Origin of the sequence: Alicycliphilus denitrificans, assembly GCF_044792555.1 — a bacterium.
Classification (GTDB): domain Bacteria; phylum Pseudomonadota; class Gammaproteobacteria; order Burkholderiales; family Burkholderiaceae_C; genus Alicycliphilus; species Alicycliphilus denitrificans_A.
This window is the reverse complement of sequence record NZ_CP126238.1, coordinates 916,861-937,441: the sequence shown is the minus strand read 5'-3', so window position 1 is coordinate 937,441 and position 20,581 is coordinate 916,861. Positions and strand designations below refer to the sequence as shown.

The following is a 20,581-nucleotide window of genomic DNA, read 5'->3' as shown; positions in this document are numbered from 1 at the left end:
AAAATGGGCTGCAACGCTTTTCCATCAAGCGTCAGCCGCTATCAAAACAGTTGTCAGCCCTGCTGCGCCGCGGCCCATTCGGCCGGCGTGAAGGTCTTCATCGACAGCGCGTGCACCTCGTCGCGCGCCATCTTCTCGCCCAGCGTGGCGTAGACGCGCTGGTGGCGCGCAATCGGGCGCTTGCCCTCGAACTCGGCCGAGACGATGACGGCGTACCAGTGGCGCCCGTCGCCCTCCAGCGTAATGTGCTCGCAGGCCAGGCCGGCGCGGATGATGTCTTTGATGTGGTCTGCAGTCATGGCAAAAGGTCAATCAGTTGCGGATTTTGTAGCCGGTGCGCAGCAGGCGCAGCGCCAGCAGGCTGACGACGGCCCAGGCGCCGCCGACGATGGTCAGGCTCAGCCAAGGCGAGACATCGCTCACGCCGAAAAAGCCGTAGCGAAAGCCGTCGATCATGTAGAAAAACGGATTCAGCCGGCTCACGCCCTGCCAGAAGGGGGGGAGCGACGCGATGGAATAGAACACGCCCGACAGAAAGGTCATGGGCACGATGATGAAGTTCTGGAACGCCGCCATCTGGTCGAACTTGTCGGCCCACAGCCCGGCAATCACCCCCAGCGTGGCCAGCAGCGCCGCGCCCAGCAGCGCAAACACCAGGATCCACAGCGGAGCGGCAAATTGCGGCGCGGCAAACGCCAGCGTAGCCAGGAACACGCCCAGCCCCACGGCCAGGCCACGCACCACGGACGAGCCGACGTAGGCGGCAAACCAGGCGCGGTGCGACAGCGGCGTGAGCAGCACGAACACCAGGCTGCCCATGATCTTGCTCTGGATCAGGCTGGACGAGCTGTTGGCAAACGCGTTCTGCAGCACGCTCATCATCACCAGGCCGGGCACCAGGAAGGCGGTGTAGCTCAGGCTGCCGTAGACCTTGACGTGATCCTCCAGCACATGGCCAAAGATCAGCAGGTACAGCACGGCGGTGAGCACGGGCGCGGCCACGGTCTGGAAGCTTACCTTCCAGAAGCGCAGGATTTCCTTGTAGAACAGGGTCTGCCAGCCGGTCATGCCTGCACCTCCTGCACGCCGGCCATAACGTTGAGGAACACATCCTCCAGGTCGGCCTTGCGGATCTCCACATCCTCCACGCGCACGCCGGCGGCGCGCAGGGTGGCCAGGTGCTGCTCGATCTCCTGCACGTTCTGCGCCGGCAGCTGCACCACGCGGCCCGTGACGCGCGCCTGCTGCGCCAGCGGCTCGGGCAGCGCATCATCGCTCTTGAAGCGCAGCACATTGGTGGAGGCCGACTGCAGCAGCTCCGAGGTGCTGGCCAGCGCCACCACCTGGCCGCGCTTGAGCATGGCGATGCGCGTGCACAGCGCCTCGGCCTCCTCCAGGTAATGCGTGGTCAGCAGCACGGTGTGGCCCTGTTTGTTCAGGCGCGCGACGAACTGCCACAGGGTCTGGCGCAGCTCCACGTCCACACCGGCCGTGGGCTCGTCCAGCACGATGATGGGCGGCTTGTGCACCAGCGCCTGCGCCACCAGCACGCGCCGCTTCATGCCGCCCGAGAGCTGACGCATGTTGGCGCTGGCCTTGTCGGCCAGGCCCAGGTTCTCCAGCAGTTCGTCGATCCAGGCGTCGTTGTTCTTGACGCCGAAATAGCCTGACTGCAGGCGCAGCGTCTCGCGCACGTTGAAGAACGGATCGAACACCAGCTCCTGCGGCACCACACCCAGCAGGCGGCGCGCGGCCGCGAAGTCGGCTTGCACGTCATGGCCCAGCACGGTCACGCGCCCTTGGCTGGGGCGCGCCAGGCCGGCCAGGATGCTGATCAAGGTGGTCTTGCCGGCGCCATTGGGCCCCAGCAGGCCGAAAAATTCCCCCTCGGCGATGTCCAGGCTGACATCGGCCAAGGCCTGGAAGGGCCCCTTGGGGGTGGGAAAGGTCTTGGAGACGGATTGGAAGGATACGGCGGACATGGGAACCGGGCATTCTAAGGGCGGCCCTCTTTTGAAGCTTCCCTGGGGATACTTAGAGCATGTCCATGAAAACGCTCTTAGACCGAGGGCAGCAGCTCCTGCACTCCGTACAGCCCCGCCAGGCTGGCCAGGGCCGGCGGCAGGGCCTTGACCATGAAGCCCCGGCCCTCGAAGAGGGCCGCGCGGCGGCATTCCAGCAGCACGGCCAGGGCCGAGGAATCGAAGGTGGTAAGCGCCCCGGCATCGACCACCACCTGCGGCTCGCGCTGAGCCTTCTGCGCCTGCAGCAGCATGCGCAGGGTGACCGAGGCCTGGCGGTGCGTGAGTTCGGTGGGCAGGACCAGCATGCGTGCGCCCGCGCCGTTACCTGGCACCGGCGACACCGGAAGTGGTGCCGGCATTGGCCTTGTTGCGCGCCGCCAGGGCCTCGATCAGGCCGTCCACACCCTTGGCGTTGATCTCCTGGGCGAACTGGCTGCGGTAGGTTTCCACCAGCCACACGCCCAGCACGTTCAAGTTGTAGATCTTCCAGCCGCTGCCCTCGCCCGGGGTCTTTTCCAGGCGGTAATCGAGCTGCACCGGGTCGCCGCGACCGCGGATTTCGGTGCGCACCAGCACGTCCTTGTCCTCGGGCGCCATGCGCAGCGGCCTGACGACGATGGTCTGGTCGCTCACCTGGCTCAGGGCGCCGGAATAGGTGCGCACCAGCAGGATCTTGAACTCCTCCTGCAGGCGCTGCTGCTGCCCGGGCGTGGTGCTGCGCCAGGCCGGCCCGACGGCGGCGGCCGTCATGCGACGGAAGTTCACATGCGGCAAGATGCTCTTGTTCACCAGCACCATGATCTTGTCCACGTCGCCGGCCTTGATGGACTTGTCGCTCTTCACCGTCTCCAGCACATCGGTAGACAGGCGCTTGATCAGCGCATCAGGGGCCTCATCGGCGGCCAGCGCGGCCGGGGCCCAGGACAGCCAGACACCTGCGGCCAGGGCGGCGGCTGTTTGTGTCAGGGTGCGGCGATTCATCATGGAATGATCCTTGTCATTTCTTTGGATGGTGAAGACCGTGCATGCACGCCTTGTGTCGCTTGTGTGTATGAATGCAAACCAATGCCAGCAGCGGTCAATAGTCTTCGGGCAGCTTGCCGCCCTCTGTGTTGTCGGCGCCCCCGCGCAGCTTCAGATACACGTCGCGCGTGAAGCTGTAACGGTCGAGAGCGGCCTCGTCGAGCACGGTGGTTGCGCCCAGCAGGCTGGCGCGCTTGTCGATGATGCGCAGGCCCAGGAACGAGTTGCGCAGCGGCACGTCGCCCCCATAGTCCACCAGGTCGCCCACATAGAAGTCCACCGGTAGGGCCGCCGTGTCGCGCACGGTGGAGGGCCCCAGCAGCGGCAACACCAGGTACGGGCCGGTGGGCACGCCCCAGCGCCCCAGTGTCAGGCCGAAGTCCTGCTTGTGGCGCTCTATGCCTGCCTCGCTGGCGATGTCCAGCAGGCCGCCCAGGCCAAAGACGGTGTTGACGCTGAAGCGCACCATGCTTTCGTAGGCCTCCAGCCCGCGCAGCTGCAGCAGGTTGTTGACGAAGGACCAGGCATCGCCCAGGTTGGCAAAGAAATTGCCCACGCCGGTGCGCACGGGCTGCGGCGTCACGTCGCGGTACGCCGTGGCCACGGGCTTGAGCACGGCCTTGTCCAGGTTGTCGTTGAACCGGGTCATGCTGCGGTTGTAGGGCTCGAAAGGGTCGGCCGGGTTGGCATTGGGGCCGCTGGCGCAGCCGGCAAGCAGCGCTGCCCCCACCACCAGCGCCGCCCAGCGGGCTGCCCTGTGCTTGTTGATGCGTGCCTCGGTGGTCATTTTTTGCCTCCTGCACCAGCAGCGCCTTCTTCCGCCTTGCCATAGAGGAACTGGCCAATGAGGTTTTCCAGCACCACGGCGGACTGCGTAGCCGTGACGGTATCACCATCGGCCAGGTTGTGCTCGTCCGCGCCGGCCTCCATGCCGACATATTGGTCGCCCAGCAGGCCGCTGGTCAGGATCTTGAGCGAGCTGTCCTTGGGAAAAACGTAACGCTTGTCGATCTCCAGCGCCACGCGTGCCTGGTAGGTCTTGTCGTCGAAGGAGATCGACTGCACACGCCCCACGACCACGCCGGCGCTGCGCACCGCGGCCTTGGGCTTCAGGCCCCCGATGTTGTCAAAGCGCGCCGTGACCACATAGCCCGAGCGGAAGTTGAGCTGGAGCAGATTGGCCGACTGCAGGGCCAGAAAAACCAGCGCCGCGCCCCCGAGCAGGACGAACAGGCCGACCCAGAGATCGTTTTTGGAATGCTGCATGGTGAATTTCCTTGGCGGCTGTGATTGCCGCCCCTCAAATACTGAACATCAGTGCCGTGAGGACAAAGTCCAGCCCCAGCACGGTGAGCGACGCCATCACCACCGTGCGCGTGGTGGCGCGCGACACGCCCTCGGGCGTGGGCTTGGCCACGAAGCCCTGCAGCACGGCGATGAAGGTGACGGCCACACCGAACACCAGGCTCTTGACGACACCGTTGCCCACGTCCTTCCAGACATCGACGCCGGCTTGCATCTGGCCCCAGAAGGCGCCGGCGTCCACGCCGATCAGCACCACGCCGACCAGCCAGCCGCCGATCACGCCCACGGCGCTGAATACCGCCGCCAGCAGCGGCATGGCGATCACGCCGCCCCAGAAGCGCGGCGCCAGGATGCGCTGCACCGGGTCCACGGCCATCATCTCCATGGCCGAGAGCTGCTCGCCCGCGCGCATCAGGCCGATCTCGGCCGTGAGCGAGGTGCCCGCGCGGCCCGCGAACAGCAACGCCGTGATCACCGGCCCGAGCTCGCGCACCAGGCCCAGCGTGACCACCAGGCCCAGCGAATTGGACGAGCCATAGAGCTGCAGCACGTTGTAGCCCTGCAGCGCCAGCACGAAGCCCACGAACAGGCCCGACATGGTGATGATGGACAGCGAATAGTTGCCCAGGAAGTGCACCTGATCGCGCACCAGGCCAAAGCGCCGCAGCACCGGCCCGAACAGGGCCACAAGACGCCACAACAGGCGCGCGCCCAAGCCGATATCGGCCAGCTTGCTGCGCACGGCATAGCCCAGCCGCGAGGGCCGCCACCAGCTCATGGTCTGCCTGCCCCCTGGTGCTGCGCGCCACCCGAGGCGCCAGGCGGGCCAAAGTCCTGCGCCACGCCGGGGCCGGGGTAATGGAACGGCACCGGGCCCGCGGGCAACGCATGCACGAACTGGTGCACCAGCGGGTCGGCGCTGGCGCGCACCTCTTCGGGCGTGCCCTGCGCGGCGACGCTGCCGGGGCCGAGGATGATGACATGGTCGGCCAGGCGGAAGGTCTCCTCCAGGTCGTGCGAGACGACGATGGTGGTCAGCCCCATGGCGTCGCCCAACTGGCGTATCAGCTGCGCCGCCGTGCCCAGCGAGATCGGATCCAGCCCGGCGAAGGGCTCGTCGTACATGATGAGCTCGGGATCGAGCGCGATGGCCCGCGCCAGCGCCACGCGCCGCGCCATGCCGCCCGAGATCTGGCTCGGCATCAGGTCGCGCGCGCCGCGCAGGCCCACGGCGTTGAGTTTCATGAGCACGATGTCGCGGATCAGCTCCTCGGGCAGGTCGGTGTGTTCGCGCAGCGGGAAGGCCACGTTGTCGAACACGCTCATGTCGGTGAACAGCGCGCCGAACTGGAACAGCATGCCCATGCGCCGGCGCGCGGCATAGAGCTGCTGCATATCCATCGCCCCCACATCCTGGCCGTTGACCAGCACCTGCCCCTGCTGGGCGCGCTGCTGCCCGCCGATCAGGCGCAGGATGGTGGTCTTGCCGCCGCCCGAGGCCCCCATGATGGCCGTGACCTTGCCGCGCGGCACGGCCAGCGACAGGTCGCGCAGGATCACACGCTCGCCGTAACCGAAGGTGACGTTGCGCAGCTGCACGAGAGCGTCGGCAAAGGAAGGTGCGTCAGAGGACATGGGATGGACCGGACACTGCCCGCCCAGATTGGAAGATGGCAAAGCCCCACATCATAGGGGTAAAACCTAATGGCCTTTGGGCGGGTTTATGCATTTCAACACGATTACATATTTTCATTGGTTATAATCATGGGTTTGAGTGAAATGTCACGCCCGGGTTTATCCGGGCGGATTGCTGTCGGTGGTGCAAGGGGTGTCGCGGCGCATCCAGCACAAGCGAAGGCGCGGCAATGGCCTGCACGGGCCAGCGGCATTCCCCCTCCCCTTGGCGGCAGGCACCCCAGCCAGACAGCGCACCGGGTGGCGTGCACGGTGGATTCTCATCCACCGCGCATGCCGTTTTTTGTCATGTCCCAACAAAAGAAGGGCCTGAGTGCAATGAAGAACTACCAATCCGTCGTCCCCATCCAGCCCCCTGCAGTGGCACGCAGCGCCACCGGCCTGCACCTGATCGGCGACCTGTATGGCTGCCTGTGCGACAGCCGCCTGATGCTGGACGCCCAGCATCTTGAGAATTTTTGCCGGGAGCTCGTGGCCAGCGCAGGCCTGACCACCGTAGGCTCGCTGTTTCACAGTTTTGGCGAGGGCGGCGGCGTCACCGGCGCGGTGGTGCTGGCCGAGTCGCACCTGGCCATCCACACCTGGCCCGAATCGGGCTACGTCACGCTCGATGTCTACGTCTGCAACTACACCGAGAACAACCGCCCCAAGGCGCAAAAGCTGTTCGACGACCTGCAGGCGGCCTTCAACCCGGCCGACCCGCATCTGCACCGCGTCGATCGCGCCTGATGAGCGGCGAGCCCACCACGCAGGCCACGCGCTACCTGGCCGAGCGCCTGAATGCCGACTTCGGCTTCTACCTGAGCAACCGCCGCCTGCTGGCCGAGCGCCAGTCGGCCTGGCAGCACATCGAGGTCTTTGACAACGCGCAGTTCGGGCGCGTGATGCGCATCGACGGCTGCTTCATGACCAGCGAGCGCGACGAATTCTTCTACCACGAGCCCATGGTGCACCTGCCGGCCATCGCCCACCCCGGCGTGCGCACGGCACTCGTCGTGGGCGGCGGCGACGGCGGCGCGGCCGAGGAGCTGCTCAAGCTGCCCGGCATGGAAAAAGTCGTGCTGGCCGAGCTCGACGGCGAAGTGATCGCCATGGCGCGCGAGTGGCTGCCCGGCATCCACCGCGGCGCATTCGACGATGCGCGCTGCACGCTGCGCGTGGGGGATGCGCGCGACTTCATTGCCCAGACCGAGGAGCGCTTCGACCAGATCGTGCTCGATCTGACCGACCCCTTCGGCCCGGCGGTGGAGCTGTACACGGTGGAGTTCTATGCCGCCTGCCGCCGCATCCTGAACCCCGGCGGCGTGGTCTCGCTGCACCTGGGCTCGCCCATCCACCTGCAGGAAAGCATGCGCCGCATAGGCGCATCGGTGCGCGCGGTGTTCCCCATCTTCCGCCCCTATCTGCAATACGTGCCGCTGTACGGCACGCTGTGGTGCATGGCCATGGCCTCGGACAGCACCGACCCGGCGCTGCTCAGCACCGAAGAAGTGGACGCACGCATTGCCCAGCGCGGCATTGCCGACCTGCAGCTGTACAACGGCGCCACGCACCACGCGCTGCTGGCCCAGCCCAATTTCGTGCGCGCCATCTTCGCCCAGGCGGCCGAGCCACTGCGCAGCGGCGATGTGCTGGCCGACCTGCGTGATCCGGCCGAGCTGCCGCCGGTGCTGGTCACGACGGGCTGATAGGCTCAAAAATAAGAGCTGCCCACGCAATACCAGCAAGCGATAGCGCCCAAAAACATCACAGCATGTGTTGCAGGAAGGCGCGCGCGCGCTCGTGCCCCGGGTCGGCGAAGAATTCGGCTGCGGGCCGCGCCGTGATGAGCTCGCCGCCATCCATGAAGGCCACGCGGTGCGCCACCTCGCGCGCAAAGCCCATCTCGTGCGTGACGACGAGCATGGTCATGCGCTCGTCGGCCAGCTCGCGCATGGTGCGCAGCACCTCGCCGGTGAGCTCGGGGTCCAGCGCCGAGGTGGGCTCGTCGAACAGCATGATGTCGGGCTGCATGCACAGCGCGCGCGCAATCGCCACGCGCTGCTTCTGCCCGCCCGACAGGCGCGCGGGGTAGTTGTCGCGCTTCGGTGACAGGCCTACCTTGGCCAGCAGCGCCTCGGCCCGGGCCACGGCCTCGTCGCGCTTGACGCCCTGCACCACCATGGGCGCCTCGATCAGGTTCTCCAGCACCGTGAGGTGCGGGAACAGGTTGAAATGCTGGAACACCATGCCGGTCTTGGCGCAGATGCGGCGCAGCTCGGCCTCGGCCACATAGCGGCAATGGCCCTGGGCATCGGTCGTGGCCAGCGCCTCGCCCTCGATGGCGATATGGCCGCTGTCTATGGTCTCCAGGTGGTTCAGGCAGCGCAGGAAGGTGCTCTTGCCCGAGCCCGAGGGGCCGATGATGGCCACCACCTCGCCGCGCGCCACCGACAGCGAGACGCCGCGCAGCACCTCGTTGTGGCCAAAGCGCTTCTTCACGGCGCGCGCCTCGATCATCAGCGCATCAGCGGTCGATTCACTGGTCATATTTGGCATGGCGTTGCTCCAGGCGCTGGAAGCCCCAGGTCAGCACCAGGGTCATGATCAGGTAGAAGGCCGCGGCGACGATGAAGGGCGTGGTGGTGAAGTCGCGCTGCACGATGCCGCGCGCGGCGCGCAGCAGGTCATTCAGGGCCAGCACGTAGATCAGCGAGGTGTCCTTGACCAGCGTGATGGTCTCGTTGCTCATGGGCGGCAGGATGGAGCGCACCATCTGCGGCAGCACGATGCGGCGCATGGTCTGGCCGTAGTTCATGCCCAGCACCTTGGCGGCCTCGTACTGGCCGCGATCGACGGACTGGATGCCGGCGCGGAAGATCTCGGCGAAGTAGGCCGCGTAGTTGAGCGCAAACGCCACCACGGCGGCCGGAAAGTCCGGCAGGCGCACGCCGATCACCGGCACGAAGGGCAGCGCGAAGTAGATGAACAGCATCTGCAGCATCAGCGGCGTGCCGCGCATGAGCCAGATGTAGCCATTCACCGCGCCCGACAGCGCCTTCCAGTGCGACACACGCGCCAACGCCAGCACCAGGCCCAGCGGCACGGCCAGCGCCAGCGTGATGAAGAACAGCTTCAGGGTGACGGCAGCGCCCTGCGCCAGCGGCCCCAGAAGGGAGAGAAGGTAGTCCATGCAATCGCCTTATGAACGCAAAACACCGGCAGGCCCAGGCAAGGCACTGCCGGTGCGGGCCACGGCGGGCGTGGCGGGTGAGCTTACTTGATGATGTTCTTGCCGAACCACTGTTCCGCAATCTTGGCGGCGGCGCCGTCTGCCTTCATCTCACCCAGGGCCTTGTCCAGCTTGCCAAGCAATTCGGCATCGTCCTTGCGCACGCCCACGCCGTATTCCTCGGTGCCGAAGTTGTCGTCCAGCACGGCGTACTGATCCGGCTTCTTGGCCACGTAGTAGCGGCCCACGACCTCGTCGACCACCACCGCCTCCAGGCGGCCGGTGGAGAGGTCCATCAGCGCCGTCACGTTGTCGCCAAAGGTCTTGAGTTCCTTGAACGACTTGAAGACGGCCTCTTCCTTCTTAATGGCGTCCACGGCGCTGCTGCCCTCCTGCGCGCCCACCACCTTGCCGGCCAGATCGGCCTTGGCCTTGATGGCGGAGCCGGCGGGCACGACGATGATCTGGTGGTTCTCCATGTAGGGCGCGGTGAAGGCGATGTTCTTCCTGCGCTCCTCGGTGATGGTCAGGCCGTTCCACAGCGCGTCCACGCGCTTGCCCGACAGCTCGGCCTCCTTGGCGCTCCAGTCGATGGGCTTGAACTCGACCTCCAGGCCCAGGCGCTTGGCGGCCTCCTTGGCCATGTCGATGTCAAAGCCCACCAGTTCGTTCTTCTCGTCGCGAAAGCCCATGGGCGGGAAGTTGTCGTCCAGGCCGACCACGATCTTGGTCACGGCGGCCGGTGCCGGCGCGGCGGCGGGAGCGGCGGGCTCTTGCTTGGAACAACCGGCAAGCACGGCACCCAGGGTCAGCAGGGCTACGGCGGCAATCTTCTTCATGGTGAGCGTTTCTCTCTAGAACAAGCAGGGATGACAATCGCAACGGCAATGCCATTGCGGGCAAACCCGGCATTGTCCCACGATGGCAGTCCGTTGCCGGCATGCCATGGTCTATGGCAGCGTGTGCCAGATCGGCGAGTCGCCGAGCAGGAAGGCCTGGTTGCACTCCACCAGCTCGCGCAGGTAGTCCCATAGGGCGCGCACCCGCGCCAGTTCGCGCCGGTCGGCGGGCGCGGCGAGCCAGAAGGTGCGCCGCAGGTCCACCTCGCCAGGCAGCACGGGTAGCAGCTCGTCGCTCTGCGCAGCCATGAAGCAGGGCAGCACCGCCAGGCCGCGCCCTTCGCGCGCTGCGTTGTACTGGGCCACCACGCTGGTGCTGCGCAGGGAGCTGGACACATCGGGGGCGATGGCGCTCAGGTAGCGCAGCTCCTGGCTGAAGACCAGTTCCTCCACATAGCCGAAGAAGCGGTGCTCGGCCAGGTCCTGCAGCCGGCGGATGGACGGGTGCTCTTGCAGGTAGCGCCGGCTCGCATACAGGCGCAGGCGGTAGTCGGTGAGTTTGCTGCACACCTGGCCCGTCCGGTGGGGGCGCTCGATGTTCACGGCCAGGTCGGCCTCGCGCTGCGAGAGGTTGATGAAGCGCGGCACGATCAGCAGCTCCACCTGTATTCCCGGATGGCGCTCGCAGAAATGGCTCAGGTGGGGCGCCAGGAAGAAGCTGCCAAAACCCTCCGTCGCGCCCAGCCGCACATGGCCGGTGAGCATGTGGCTGTCGCCACCGATCGCCTCGCCCACCCGCACCATGGAACTCTCCATGCGCTCCACATGCTCCAGCAGGCGCTGACCCGCCGGCGTGAGCAGGTGGCCGGCCGGCGTGCGCTCGAACAGCTGGGCCCCGAGCTCCTTTTCCAGCCGGTGCAGGCGGCGCGTGATGGTGGAGTGGTCCACCTCCATGCGCCGTGCCGCCTCCTGGGCCGATTGGGCGCGGACCACGGCCAGGAACAGGCGCAGGTTGTCCCAGTTGATACGGTCTATGGCCATGCCTGCAAGAAAAGTAGTGGTGCAAATTTGCATTGAGCATATGCCCAAATGCCCTACCCCTTTGCATAACTGTTGGCTTAGAGTGATCCGGCGCGTGGCTTTGGCCGCAGCCCGAGATCGATAACCCAGGAGACATGCATGCAACCCATTCGACATTCCCTCGCCCTCGCCGCTTTCGCGCTCTGCGCCGGCGCACAGGCCCAGATTTCCGACGACATGGTGAAGATCGGCATCCTGACCGACATGGCCGGCCCGTATTCGGGCATGGGCGGCGCCGGCTCGGTGGTGGCGGCCAGGATGGCCATCGACGACTGCCTGAAGGCCGAGTGCAAGGGCATGAAGATTGAGGTGGTGAGCGCCGACCACCAGAACAAGGCCGACATCGCCGCCACCAAGGCGCGCGAATGGCTGGATCGCGACAAGGTCGATGCCATGGCCGACCTCACCAACTCCGCCGGCGCGCTGGCGGTGCAGAAGCTGATCAAGGAGAAGGGCGGCATCGCCATGTACAGCGGGCCCGCCACCACCCGCCTGACCGACGAGGACTGCGCCGAGAACGGCTTCCACTGGATGTTCGACACCTATTCCTCGGCCTCCGGCGCGGCGGCGGCACTGACCAGGAACGGCGACAAGAACTGGTTCTTCGTTACCGTGGACTACGCCTTCGGCCATTCGCTGGAGAAGGACGCCTCCGACATGGTCAAGGCCAATGGCGGTGCGGTGCTGGGCAGCGTGCGCCACCCGCTCAACGCCAGCGATTTCTCCTCCTTCATCCTGCAGGCACAGAACTCCAAGGCCCAGGTGATAGGCCTGGCCAACGGCGCGCAGGACACGGTGAACGCCATCAAGGCCGCGCGCGAGTTCGGCATCGGCAGCGGCAAGGGCCAGAAGGTGGCGTCGCTGCTGATGTTCCTGACCGACGTGCACTCCCTGGGGCTGCGCCAGGCCCAGGGCCTGATGTTCTCCGAGGGCTTTTACTGGGACATGGACGACAAGACGCGCGCCTTCGCCACGCGCTTCGAGAAGCTGCACAAGGGCTTCAAGCCCACCATGGTGCAGGCGGGCGTGTATTCCAGCGTGCTGCATTACCTGAAGTCCGTGGCCGCGGCCAAGACCGATGACTGGAAGGTGGTGGCGCAAAAGATGCGCGAACTGCCCATAGACGACCCGGTGATGCGCAACGCCAGCATCCGCCCCGACGGCCGCGTGATCCACGACATGTACCTGTTCCAGGTGAAGAGCCCGGCCGAGTCCAAGGGCGCATGGGACTACTACAAGACCGTGAGCACCATCCCCGCGCAAACCGCCTTCAAGCCGCTGGCCCAGTCCAGCTGCCCCCTCGTGAAGAAATAAGTCCAGGAGCACTCCATGACCACCCCCACCACCATCCACCACTTCATCGCCGGCAAGCCCTATCCGTCCAAGACCAGCCAGTGGCGCGACGTCACCAACCCCGCCACGCAGGAGGTCGTGGCGCGCGTTCCCTTTGCCACGCGCGAAGAGGTGGAGCTGGCGGTCGCCAACGCGCAGGAGGCCTTCCAGACCTGGCGCAGCACCTCGCTGTCGGCGCGCATGCGCATCATGCTGAAGCTGCAGCAGCTGATCCGCGAGCACCAGGCCGAGCTGGCCCAGCTCATCACGCGCGAGCATGGCAAAACCCTGCCCGATGCCGAGGGCGAGGTCGGGCGCGGCCTGGAGGTGGTGGAGCATGCCTGCTCCATCACCACGCTGCAGCTCGGCGAGATCGCCGAGAACGCCGCCACCGGCGTGGACGTGTACAACCTGCTGCAGCCCCTGGGCGTGGGCGCGGGCATCACGGCCTTCAACTTCCCGGTGATGCTGCCCTGCTTCATGTTCCCCATGGCCATTGCCTGCGGCAACACCTTCGTGCTCAAGCCCTCCGAGCAGGACCCCAGCTCCACCATGCGCCTGGTGGAGCTGGCGCACGAGGCGGGGGTGCCACCCGGCGTGCTCAACGTGATCCACGGCGGCCCCGAGGTGGCCGACATGCTCTGCGATCACCCGGACATCAAGGCGCTGTCGTTCATCGGCTCCACCCATGTGGGCACGCATATCTACCGCCGCGCCAGCGAGGCCGGCAAGCGCGTGCAGTCCATGATGGGCGCCAAGAACCACTGCGTGGTCATGCCCGACGCGCCCAAGGAGCATGCGCTGAACAACCTGCTGGGCTCGGCCTTTGGCGCCGCAGGCCAGCGCTGCATGGCCAACTCGGTGGCCGTGTTCGTGGGTGCCGCGCGCGACTGGCTGCCCGATCTGGTGGCCAAGTCCCAGGCCATGAAGGTAGGCCCTGGCACCGACCGCAGCGCCGACCTGGGCCCCCTGGTCAACCCGCGCGCCAAGGAGCGCGTGCTGGGCCTGATCGACTCCGGCGTGGCCCAAGGAGCGAAGCTGCTGCTGGACGGCCGCAACTGCGTGGTGCCGGGCTATGAAAAAGGCAACTTCGTCGGCCCCACGGTGTTTGCCGACGTGACCGAGGCCATGGACATCTACAGCCAGGAGATCTTCGGCCCGGTGCTCAACGTGGTCTGCGTGGACACGCTGGAGGACGCCATTGCCTTCATCAACCGCAACCCCAACGGCAACGGCACCTCCATCTTCACCAGCAGCGGCTGGGCGGCGCGCAAGTACCAGCACGACATCAACGTGGGCCAGGTGGGCATCAACGTGCCGATTCCCGTGCCCGTGGCCTACTTCAGCTTCACCGGCTCGCGCGGTTCCAAGCTGGGCGACCTGGGCCCCAACGGCAAGCAGGCGGTGCAGTTCTGGACCCAGACCAAGACCGTGACCGCACGCTGGTATGAAGACCACGGCAGCGCCAGTGATGGCGTGAACACGACCATCACGATGAAGTAAGGCCGCGGCATCGAGCCAAGAAGAAAGCGCTGGAAGCTATTGAAAACATAGCTATCAGCGCTTTCTAAACAAGGCCTGCAGGCCTTTTTTTATCAACGTGGCAGGTCGCTGGCGCCCATCAGGAACTCATCCACCGCGCGCGCCGCCTGGCGTCCCTCGCGGATGGCCCAGACCACCAGGCTCTGACCCCGGCGCATGTCGCCGGCGGCAAACACCTTGGGCGCATTCGTGGCGTAGCCGCCCGTGAAGTCGGTACTGGCGCGGGCGTTGCCGCGGGCGTCCTTGCCCACGCCGAAGGCATCGAGCACGGCGGCCACGGGGCTGACGAAACCCATGGCCAGCAGCACCAGGTCGGCCTTGTATTCCTTCTCGGTGCCGGGGATCTCGACGAACCTGCCGTCCTTGAACTCCACCTGCACGGTTTTCAGGCCCGTGACCTTGCCGCCCTTGCCGATGAATTCCTTGGTGGCGATGGCGAATTCGCGCTGGCAACCCTCGTCGTGGCTGGAACTGGTGCGCAGCTTGATCGGCCAGTAGGGCCAGACCAGGGGCTTGTCCTCGGCCAGGGGCGGCATGGGCATCACTTCGAACTGCGTCACGCTGGCCGCGCCGTGGCGGTTGCTGGTGCCCACGCAGTCGCTGCCGGTGTCGCCGCCGCCGATGACGATGACATGCTTGCCATCGGCCCGGATCTGGCCCTTGAGCTTGTCGCCGGCATTGACCTTGTTCTGCTGCGGCAGAAACTCCATGGCGAAGTGGATGCCGGCCAGGTCGCGCCCGGGCACGGGCAGGTCGCGCGAGGCTTCGGCGCCACCGGTGAGCACGATGGCGTCGAAGTCCTTCTGCAGCTGCGCCGGGGTGACGGTTTCCTTGGCCCAGTTGGTGACCTTGGCATCCTTGCCCAGGCCGTCCTTCTCGCTGCCGACGAACACGCCGGTGCGAAACACCACGCCCTCGGCCACGAGCTGCGCCACGCGCTGGTCGATATGGCCCTTGTCGAGCTTGAAGTCGGGGATGCCGTAGCGCAGCAGGCCGCCCACGCGGTCGTTCTTCTCGAACACCGTCACGGCGTGGCCCACGCGCGCCAGTTGCTGCGCCGCCGCCAGGCCCGCCGGGCCGCTGCCGACGACGGCCACCTTCTTGCCCGTCTTGTGCTTAGGGAGCTGGGGCGGCAGCCAGCCCTCGGCCCAGGCGCGGTCGACGATGGCGTGCTCGATGCTCTTGATGCCCACGGCATCGTCGTTGATGTTGAGCGTGCAGGCGGCCTCGCAGGGCGCGGGGCAGATGCGGCCGGTGAACTCGGGGAAGTTGTTGGTGCTGTGCAGCACCGCGCTCGCGCTCTTCCAGTCCTGGTGGTACACGAGGTCGTTGAAGTCCGGAATGATGTTGTTCACCGGGCAGCCGTGGTTGCAGAACGGCGTGCCGCAGTCCATGCAGCGTGCGGCCTGGATCTTGGCCTGCTCGCCCGTCAGGCCGATGACGAATTCCTTGTAGTGCTTGACGCGCTCTGCCGGAGCCGGGTAGCCCTCCTCGATGCGCTCGTATTCCATGAAACCGGTGGTCTTGCCCATGGTGCTGGTCCTTAGCTCGTGTTCGTGTCTTTGCTCGTGGGTATCTGGGTATTCACTCCTTCCCCCACTGGGGGAAGGCGGGGATGGGGGCTGGCCGGCAAGGCTGGCGTCGCTGGCCCCCACCCCTGCCCTCCCCCAGAGGGGGAGGGAGCTGTTCGCTACTTCGCGGCTACAGTTTCATTTTTAGGAGCTGCCTGCGCAGGCGTGGCCTGCTCTTCAAGCACTTTTTGCTCATACATCTCGACCAGGGCGCGCTTGTACTCGGTGGGGAAGACCTTGACGAAGCGGCTGCGCGCCGCGGCCCAGTTGTCGAGCAGTTCGCGCGCGCGGCGGCTGCCGGTGTAGCGGCTGTGCTCCTCCAGCAGCTTTTTCAGCTGCTCCTCGTCGGTCTGGCCGCGGTGCCAGTGGCCGGGATCCATGCTGGCGATCTGCTCGTCGGCGGGCAGGATGCGCTCCAGCGCCACCATGGCCAGGTTGCAGCGGCCATCAAAGCGCCCGTCCTCGTCATAGACATAGGCCACGCCGCCGCTCATGCCGGCGGCGAAGTTGCGCCCGGTCCTGCCCAGCACCACCACGGTGCCGCCGGTCATGTATTCGCAGCCATGGTCGCCCACGCCCTCGACCACGGCCGTGGCGCCCGACAGGCGCACGGCGAAGCGCTCGCCGGCCACGCCGGCAAAGAAGGCCTGGCCGCTGGTGGCACCGAACAGCACCGTGTTGCCGACGATGGTGTTGGCTGTCGTTTCGCCGCGGAACTCGTGGCTGGGGCGCACGATGAGGCGCCCGCCCGACAGGCCCTTGCCGGTGTAGTCGTTGGCCTCGCCCGTCAGGTTCAGCGTGATGCCGTTGCACAAAAATGCGCCAAACGACTGCCCGCCCGTGCCCTCGAAGTGGATGCGGATGGTGTCGTCGGGCAGGCCCTCGGGGTGCACCTTGGTCACCGCGCCCGAGAGCATGGCGCCCACCGAGCGGTTGACGTTGCGCGCCACCTCCATCAGGCGCACCTGCTCGCCCTTGCGGATGGCGGGCTGGCAGCGCTCGATGAGCTTCACGTCCAGCGCCTTCTCCAGGCCATGCTCCTGCGCCTCGACGTGGTAGCGCGCCACTTCCGGACCGACCTGGGGCTGGGCGAACAGGCGCGAGAAGTCCAGGCCCTGGGCCTTCCAGTGCGAGAGGCCCTTGCGCATATCGAGCAGCTCGGTGCGGCCGATGAGCTCGTCAAATTTCCGCACGCCCAGCTGCGCCATGATCTGGCGCACCTCCTCAGCGACGAAAAAGAAATAGTTCACCACATGCTCGGGCTTGCCCGAGAACTTGGCGCGCAGCTGCGGGTCCTGCGTGGCCACGCCCACCGGGCAGGTGTTCAGGTGGCACTTGCGCATCATGATGCAGCCCTCGACCACCAGCGGCGCGGTGGCGAAGCCGAACTCGTCCGCGCCCAGCAGCGCGCCGATGACCACGTCGCGGCCGGTCTTCATCTGGCCGTCGGCCTGCACGCGGATGCGCCCGCGCAGGCGGTTCAAGACCAGGGTCTGCTGGGTCTCGGCCAGGCCAATTTCCCAGGGCGAGCCGGCGTGCTTGATGCTGGACCAGGGCGAGGCGCCCGTGCCGCCGTCATGGCCGGCGATGACCACATGGTCGCTCTTGCACTTGGCCACGCCGGCGGCGATGGTGCCCACGCCGACCTCGGACACCAGCTTGACCGAGACGTCGGCGTGCGGCGCCACGTTCTTCAGGTCGTGGATCAACTGCGCCAGATCTTCGATGGAGTAGATGTCGTGGTGCGGCGGCGGGCTGATCAGGCCCACGCCGGGCACGCTGTGGCGCAGCTGGCCGATGTACTCGGACACCTTGCCGCCCGGCAGCTGGCCGCCCTCGCCGGGCTTGGCACCCTGGGCCATCTTGATCTGGATCTGGTCCGACGAGGCCAGGTATTCGGCCGTGACGCCAAAGCGCCCGGATGCCACCTGCTTGATCTTCGAGCGCAGGCTGTCGCCGTCCTGCAGGTCAATGTCGGCCGCGACCTTGTCGGCTCCGATGATGGACGCCAGGGTCTCGCCCTGCACGATCGGTATGCCTTTGAGTTCCTTGCGGTAGCGCGCCGGGTCTTCGCCGCCCTCGCCGGTGTTGCTCTTGCCGCCGATGCGGTTCATGGCCACGGCCAGCGTGGCGTGCGCCTCGGTGCTGATCGAGCCCAGCGACATGGCGCCGGTGGCAAAGCGCTTGACGATCTCCTTGGCCGGCTCGACCTCTTCCAGGGCAATCGCCTTGGCTGGGTCGAACTGGAACTCGAACAGGCCGCGCAGCGTCATCTGGCGCTTGGTCTGGTCGTTGATGAGCTGTGCGTATTCCTTGTAGGTGCTCCAGTTGCCGGCGCGCGTGGCGTGCTGCAGCTTGGCGATGGCGTCGGGCGTCCACATGTGCTCCTCGCCGCGCGTGCGCCAGGCGTATTCGCCGCCGGCGTCAAGCATGGTGGCCAGCACCGGGTCGTTGCCAAAGGCGGCGACGTGGGTGCGGATGGATTCCTCGGCGATCTCGAACACGCCCATGCCCTCGACGCGGCTGGCGGTGCCGGTGAAGTACTTGGCCACGGTGTCGCTGGAGAGGCCCACGCACTCGAACAGCTGCGCGCCGCAGTAGCTCATGTAGGTGGACACGCCCATCTTGGACATGATCTTGGACAGGCCCTTGCCGATCGCCTTGACGTAGTTGTAGATGGCCTTGTCGGCAGACAACGCGCCCGGCAGCTCGTGGTGCATGGCAACCAGGGTTTCCAGCGCCAGGTAGGGGTGGACGGCCTCGGCGCCATAGCCGGCGAGCACGGCGAAGTGGTGCACCTCGCGCGCCGTGGCGGTTTCCACCACCAGGCCCGTCGTCGTGCGCAGCCCCTCGCGCACCAGGTGCTGGTGGATGCTTGATACCGCCAGCAGCGCGGGGATGGCGACCTGGGTCGCGCTCAGGTGGCGGTCGCTGATGATCAGGATGTTGGCGCCGCCCTTGATCTCATCGACGGCCTGCGCGCACAGCGAGGCCAGTTTGGCCTCCACGCCCTGCTTGCCCCAGGCCAGCGGGTAGGTGATGTCGATGGTCGCGCTCTTGAACTTGCCGTGCGTGTGCTGCTCGATCTGGCGCAGCTTGGCCATGCCGTGGAAGTCCAGGATGGGCTGCTGCAGTTCCAGCCGCATCGGGGGGTTCACCTGGTTGATGTCCAGCAGGTTCGGCTTGGGGCCGACAAAGGACACCAGGCTCATGACGATGGCTTCGCGGATCGGGTCGATCGGCGGGTTCGTCACCTGCGCGAACATCTGGCGGAAGTAGTTGTACAGCGGCTTGCTGCGCTCGGACAGCACGGCCAGCGGGCTGTCGTTGCCCATGGAGCCGATGCCCTCCTCGCCATTGGCGGCCATGGGGGCGAGCAGGAACTTGATGTCCTCCTGCGTGAAGCCGAAGGCCTGCTGGCGCTCCAGCAGCGGCAGGTCGGACGCCACGGGCGCCGCCGGCGGCGCCTGCACATCGTCGAGCTTGATGCGCAGGTTCTCGATCCACTGCTTGTAGGGCTTGGTGTTGACGATGTTGGCCTTGAGCTCGTCGTCCTCGATCAGCCGGCCCTGCTCCAGGTCGATGAGCAGCATCTTGCCCGGCTGCAGGCGCCACTTGCGCAGCACGCGGCTGTCGGGCACGGGCAGCACGCCGGCCTCGGATGCCAGGATCACCAGGTCATCGTCCGTCACCACGTAGCGCGAGGGGCGCAGGCCGTTGCGGTCCAGCGTGGCGCCGATCTGGCGCCCGTCGGTGAAGACGATGGAGGCCGGGCCGTCCCACGGCTCGATCATCGCGGCGTGGTACTCGTAGAAGGCGCGGCGGCGCTCGTCCATGCCCTCATGTTGCTCCCAGGGCTCGGGGATCATCATCATCACGGCCTGGCTGATCGGGTAGCCGGCCATGGTCAGCAGTTCCAGGCAGTTGTCGAAGGTGGCGGTGTCGGACTGGCCGGCGAAGCTGATGGGGTAGAGCTTCTTCAGGTCTTCGCCCAGCACGGGCGAGGCCATCACGCCCTCGCGCGCCAGCATCCAGTTGTAGTTGCCGCGCACGGTGTTGATCTCGCCGTTGTGCGCCACGTAGCGGTAGGGGTGGGCCAGCGGCCACTCGGGGAAGGTGTTGGTCGAGAAGCGCTGGTGCACCAGGCCGATGGCTGAGACGCAGCGCTCGTCCGCCAGATCCTTGTAGTACACACCCACCTGGTTGGCCAGCAGCAGGCCCTTGTAGACCACGGTGCGGCTGCTCATGCTGGGCACGTAATACTCTTTGCTGTGCTTGAGCTTGAGCGCCTGGATGGCGGCGCTGGCGGTCTTGCGGATCACGTAGAGCTTGCGTTCCAGCGCGTCCTGCACGATCACGTCCGCGCCGCGGCCGATGAACAGCTGGCGCAGGATGGGCTCCTTCTCGCGCACCGTGGGCGACATCGGCATGTCGCGGTTCACCGGCACGTCGCGCCAACCCAGCAGCTTCTGCCCCTCGGCCTTGATGGCGCGTTCCAGCTCCTGCTCGCAGGCCAGGCGACTGGCGTGCTCCTTGGGCAGGAACACCATGCCCACGCCGTACTCGCCGGCCGGGGGCAGCTCCACGCCGAGCTTGGCCATTTCTTCGCGGTACAGCTGGTCCGGGATCTGGATCAGGATGCCCGCGCCGTCGCCCATGAGCTTGTCCGCGCCCACGGCGCCACGGTGGTCCAGGTTCTCCAGGATCTTCAGCGCACCGGTGACGATGTCATGGCGCTTCACGCCCTTGATATGGGCCACGAAGCCCAGGCCACAGGCGTCATGTTCGTTACTGGAGGCATACAGGCCGTGCTGTTGCAGGTGCTGGATTTCGGCAGCCTTGGTCATCGCGCGCTTTCTCAAAATTTCGCAGGGATGCGCAGAATAAGGCATGAATCCATGCATGACAAGCATATTAATGGGGGTCAGATTCTAATTTATTACCATACTATTGAATCTT

19 protein-coding genes are annotated in these 20,581 nt (G+C 66.3%); 4 read left to right on the top strand and 15 right to left on the bottom strand.

The genetic code is table 11. The features are described 5' to 3' along the window. Positions 1-53: 53 nt before the first annotated feature. From P7644_RS04335 to P7644_RS04295, 9 genes are all read right to left on the bottom strand, one after another. The gene (locus P7644_RS04335; protein WP_404301817.1) at positions 54-299 is read right to left on the bottom strand and encodes a BolA family protein; all 246 of its coding nucleotides are present in this window, start codon (positions 297-299) and stop codon (positions 54-56) included. Positions 300-312: 13 nt separating this feature from the next. Next, positions 313-1,068, bottom strand: coding sequence for an ABC transporter permease (locus P7644_RS04330; protein WP_404301816.1), 756 nt, complete (start codon positions 1,066-1,068; stop codon positions 313-315). Beyond that, on the bottom strand, positions 1,065-1,982 hold the full coding sequence (locus tag P7644_RS04325; protein ID WP_404301814.1) for an ABC transporter ATP-binding protein: 918 nt from the start codon (positions 1,980-1,982) through the stop codon (positions 1,065-1,067). The genes P7644_RS04330 and P7644_RS04325 overlap by 4 nt, the downstream gene beginning before the upstream one ends. Positions 1,983-2,059: 77 nt before the next feature. Continuing rightward, entirely contained in the window at positions 2,060-2,329 is a 270-nt protein-coding gene (locus P7644_RS04320) for a lipid asymmetry maintenance protein MlaB (RefSeq protein ID WP_404301813.1), read from the bottom strand. Between the two features lie 16 nt (positions 2,330-2,345). Next, positions 2,346-3,008, bottom strand: a complete 663-nt coding sequence (locus P7644_RS04315) for a phospholipid-binding protein MlaC (protein WP_404301811.1) — start codon at positions 3,006-3,008, stop codon at positions 2,346-2,348. A 94-nt stretch (positions 3,009-3,102) separates the two neighbouring features. Then, positions 3,103-3,834, bottom strand: coding sequence for a VacJ family lipoprotein (locus tag P7644_RS04310; RefSeq protein ID WP_404301809.1), 732 nt, complete (start codon positions 3,832-3,834; stop codon positions 3,103-3,105). Further along, positions 3,831-4,313, bottom strand: a complete 483-nt coding sequence (gene mlaD / locus P7644_RS04305) for an outer membrane lipid asymmetry maintenance protein MlaD (protein ID WP_404301807.1) — start codon at positions 4,311-4,313, stop codon at positions 3,831-3,833. The genes P7644_RS04310 and mlaD overlap by 4 nt, the downstream gene beginning before the upstream one ends. 34 nt (positions 4,314-4,347) lie before the next feature. Next, complete coding sequence (gene mlaE, locus P7644_RS04300; RefSeq protein ID WP_404301806.1) at positions 4,348-5,130, bottom strand: lipid asymmetry maintenance ABC transporter permease subunit MlaE; 783 nt, start codon at positions 5,128-5,130, stop codon at positions 4,348-4,350. Further along, the gene (locus tag P7644_RS04295; RefSeq protein WP_404301805.1) at positions 5,127-5,987 is read right to left on the bottom strand and encodes an ABC transporter ATP-binding protein; all 861 of its coding nucleotides are present in this window, start codon (positions 5,985-5,987) and stop codon (positions 5,127-5,129) included. The genes mlaE and P7644_RS04295 overlap by 4 nt, the downstream gene beginning before the upstream one ends. Positions 5,988-6,365: 378 nt before the next feature. On the opposite strand from P7644_RS04295, the gene speD reads away from it, so the two are divergent. Together speD and speE are read left to right on the top strand one after the other, a co-directional pair. After that, positions 6,366-6,776, top strand: a complete 411-nt coding sequence (speD, locus tag P7644_RS04290) for an adenosylmethionine decarboxylase (RefSeq protein WP_404303113.1) — start codon at positions 6,366-6,368, stop codon at positions 6,774-6,776. After that, positions 6,776-7,735 (top strand): polyamine aminopropyltransferase, encoded by a 960-nt coding sequence (gene speE, locus P7644_RS04285; protein ID WP_404301804.1) that lies wholly within the window; start codon positions 6,776-6,778, stop codon positions 7,733-7,735. The genes speD and speE overlap by 1 nt, the downstream gene beginning before the upstream one ends. 58 nt (positions 7,736-7,793) lie before the next feature. On the opposite strand, the gene P7644_RS04280 is transcribed toward speE, so the two are convergent. From P7644_RS04280 to P7644_RS04265, 4 genes are all read right to left on the bottom strand, one after another. Then, on the bottom strand, positions 7,794-8,585 hold the full coding sequence (locus P7644_RS04280) for an amino acid ABC transporter ATP-binding protein (RefSeq protein WP_404301803.1): 792 nt from the start codon (positions 8,583-8,585) through the stop codon (positions 7,794-7,796). Next, entirely contained in the window at positions 8,566-9,219 is a 654-nt protein-coding gene (locus P7644_RS04275; protein WP_404301802.1) for an amino acid ABC transporter permease, read from the bottom strand. Before P7644_RS04275 ends, P7644_RS04280 begins: the two co-directional genes overlap by 20 nt. Positions 9,220-9,302: 83 nt before the next feature. Further along, positions 9,303-10,097, bottom strand: coding sequence for an amino acid ABC transporter substrate-binding protein (locus tag P7644_RS04270; protein WP_404301801.1), 795 nt, complete (start codon positions 10,095-10,097; stop codon positions 9,303-9,305). A gap of 111 nt (positions 10,098-10,208) precedes the next feature. After that, positions 10,209-11,138, bottom strand: a complete 930-nt coding sequence (locus tag P7644_RS04265) for a LysR family transcriptional regulator (RefSeq protein WP_404301800.1) — start codon at positions 11,136-11,138, stop codon at positions 10,209-10,211. A 138-nt stretch (positions 11,139-11,276) separates the two neighbouring features. On the opposite strand from P7644_RS04265, the gene P7644_RS04260 reads away from it, so the two are divergent. Continuing rightward, positions 11,277-12,491, top strand: coding sequence for an ABC transporter substrate-binding protein (locus P7644_RS04260; protein WP_404301799.1), 1,215 nt, complete (start codon positions 11,277-11,279; stop codon positions 12,489-12,491). 15 nt (positions 12,492-12,506) lie between these two features. Then, complete coding sequence (locus tag P7644_RS04255) at positions 12,507-14,012, top strand: CoA-acylating methylmalonate-semialdehyde dehydrogenase (RefSeq protein ID WP_404301798.1); 1,506 nt, start codon at positions 12,507-12,509, stop codon at positions 14,010-14,012. Positions 14,013-14,104: 92 nt separating this feature from the next. Here P7644_RS04255 and P7644_RS04250 read toward each other — a convergent pair whose 3' ends face one another. Next, the gene (locus tag P7644_RS04250; protein WP_404301797.1) at positions 14,105-15,583 is read right to left on the bottom strand and encodes a glutamate synthase subunit beta; all 1,479 of its coding nucleotides are present in this window, start codon (positions 15,581-15,583) and stop codon (positions 14,105-14,107) included. Between the two features lie 158 nt (positions 15,584-15,741). Then, entirely contained in the window at positions 15,742-20,469 is a 4,728-nt protein-coding gene (locus P7644_RS04245) for a glutamate synthase-related protein (RefSeq protein ID WP_404301796.1), read from the bottom strand. Positions 20,470-20,581: the final 112 nt, after the last annotated feature.

Bases quoted from the DNA above. Each gene is read 5' to 3' on its own strand.
- P7644_RS04295 (WP_404301805.1), bottom strand. From the start codon at position 5,987: ATGTCCTCTGACGCACCTTCCTTTGCCGACGCTCTCGTGCAGCTGCGC.
- P7644_RS04275 (WP_404301802.1), bottom strand. From the start codon at position 9,219: ATGGACTACCTTCTCTCCCTTCTGGGGCCGCTGGCGCAGGGCGCTGCC.
- P7644_RS04260 (WP_404301799.1), top strand. From the start codon at position 11,277: ATGCAACCCATTCGACATTCCCTCGCCCTCGCCGCTTTCGCGCTCTGC.
- P7644_RS04250 (WP_404301797.1), bottom strand. From the start codon at position 15,583: ATGGGCAAGACCACCGGTTTCATGGAATACGAGCGCATCGAGGAGGGC.
- mlaE (WP_404301806.1), bottom strand. From the start codon at position 5,130: ATGAGCTGGTGGCGGCCCTCGCGGCTGGGCTATGCCGTGCGCAGCAAG.
- P7644_RS04325 (WP_404301814.1), bottom strand. From the start codon at position 1,982: ATGTCCGCCGTATCCTTCCAATCCGTCTCCAAGACCTTTCCCACCCCC.
- P7644_RS04280 (WP_404301803.1), bottom strand. From the start codon at position 8,585: ATGCCAAATATGACCAGTGAATCGACCGCTGATGCGCTGATGATCGAG.
- P7644_RS04310 (WP_404301809.1), bottom strand. From the start codon at position 3,834: ATGACCACCGAGGCACGCATCAACAAGCACAGGGCAGCCCGCTGGGCG.
- speE (WP_404301804.1), top strand. From the start codon at position 6,776: ATGAGCGGCGAGCCCACCACGCAGGCCACGCGCTACCTGGCCGAGCGC.
- P7644_RS04320 (WP_404301813.1), bottom strand. From the start codon at position 2,329: ATGCTGGTCCTGCCCACCGAACTCACGCACCGCCAGGCCTCGGTCACC.
- P7644_RS04270 (WP_404301801.1), bottom strand. From the start codon at position 10,097: ATGAAGAAGATTGCCGCCGTAGCCCTGCTGACCCTGGGTGCCGTGCTT.
- P7644_RS04265 (WP_404301800.1), bottom strand. From the start codon at position 11,138: ATGGCCATAGACCGTATCAACTGGGACAACCTGCGCCTGTTCCTGGCC.
- P7644_RS04330 (WP_404301816.1), bottom strand. From the start codon at position 1,068: ATGACCGGCTGGCAGACCCTGTTCTACAAGGAAATCCTGCGCTTCTGG.
- P7644_RS04335 (WP_404301817.1), bottom strand. From the start codon at position 299: ATGACTGCAGACCACATCAAAGACATCATCCGCGCCGGCCTGGCCTGC.
- mlaD (WP_404301807.1), bottom strand. From the start codon at position 4,313: ATGCAGCATTCCAAAAACGATCTCTGGGTCGGCCTGTTCGTCCTGCTC.
- P7644_RS04315 (WP_404301811.1), bottom strand. From the start codon at position 3,008: ATGATGAATCGCCGCACCCTGACACAAACAGCCGCCGCCCTGGCCGCA.
- speD (WP_404303113.1), top strand. From the start codon at position 6,366: ATGAAGAACTACCAATCCGTCGTCCCCATCCAGCCCCCTGCAGTGGCA.
- P7644_RS04255 (WP_404301798.1), top strand. From the start codon at position 12,507: ATGACCACCCCCACCACCATCCACCACTTCATCGCCGGCAAGCCCTAT.
- P7644_RS04245 (WP_404301796.1), bottom strand. From the start codon at position 20,469: ATGACCAAGGCTGCCGAAATCCAGCACCTGCAACAGCACGGCCTGTAT.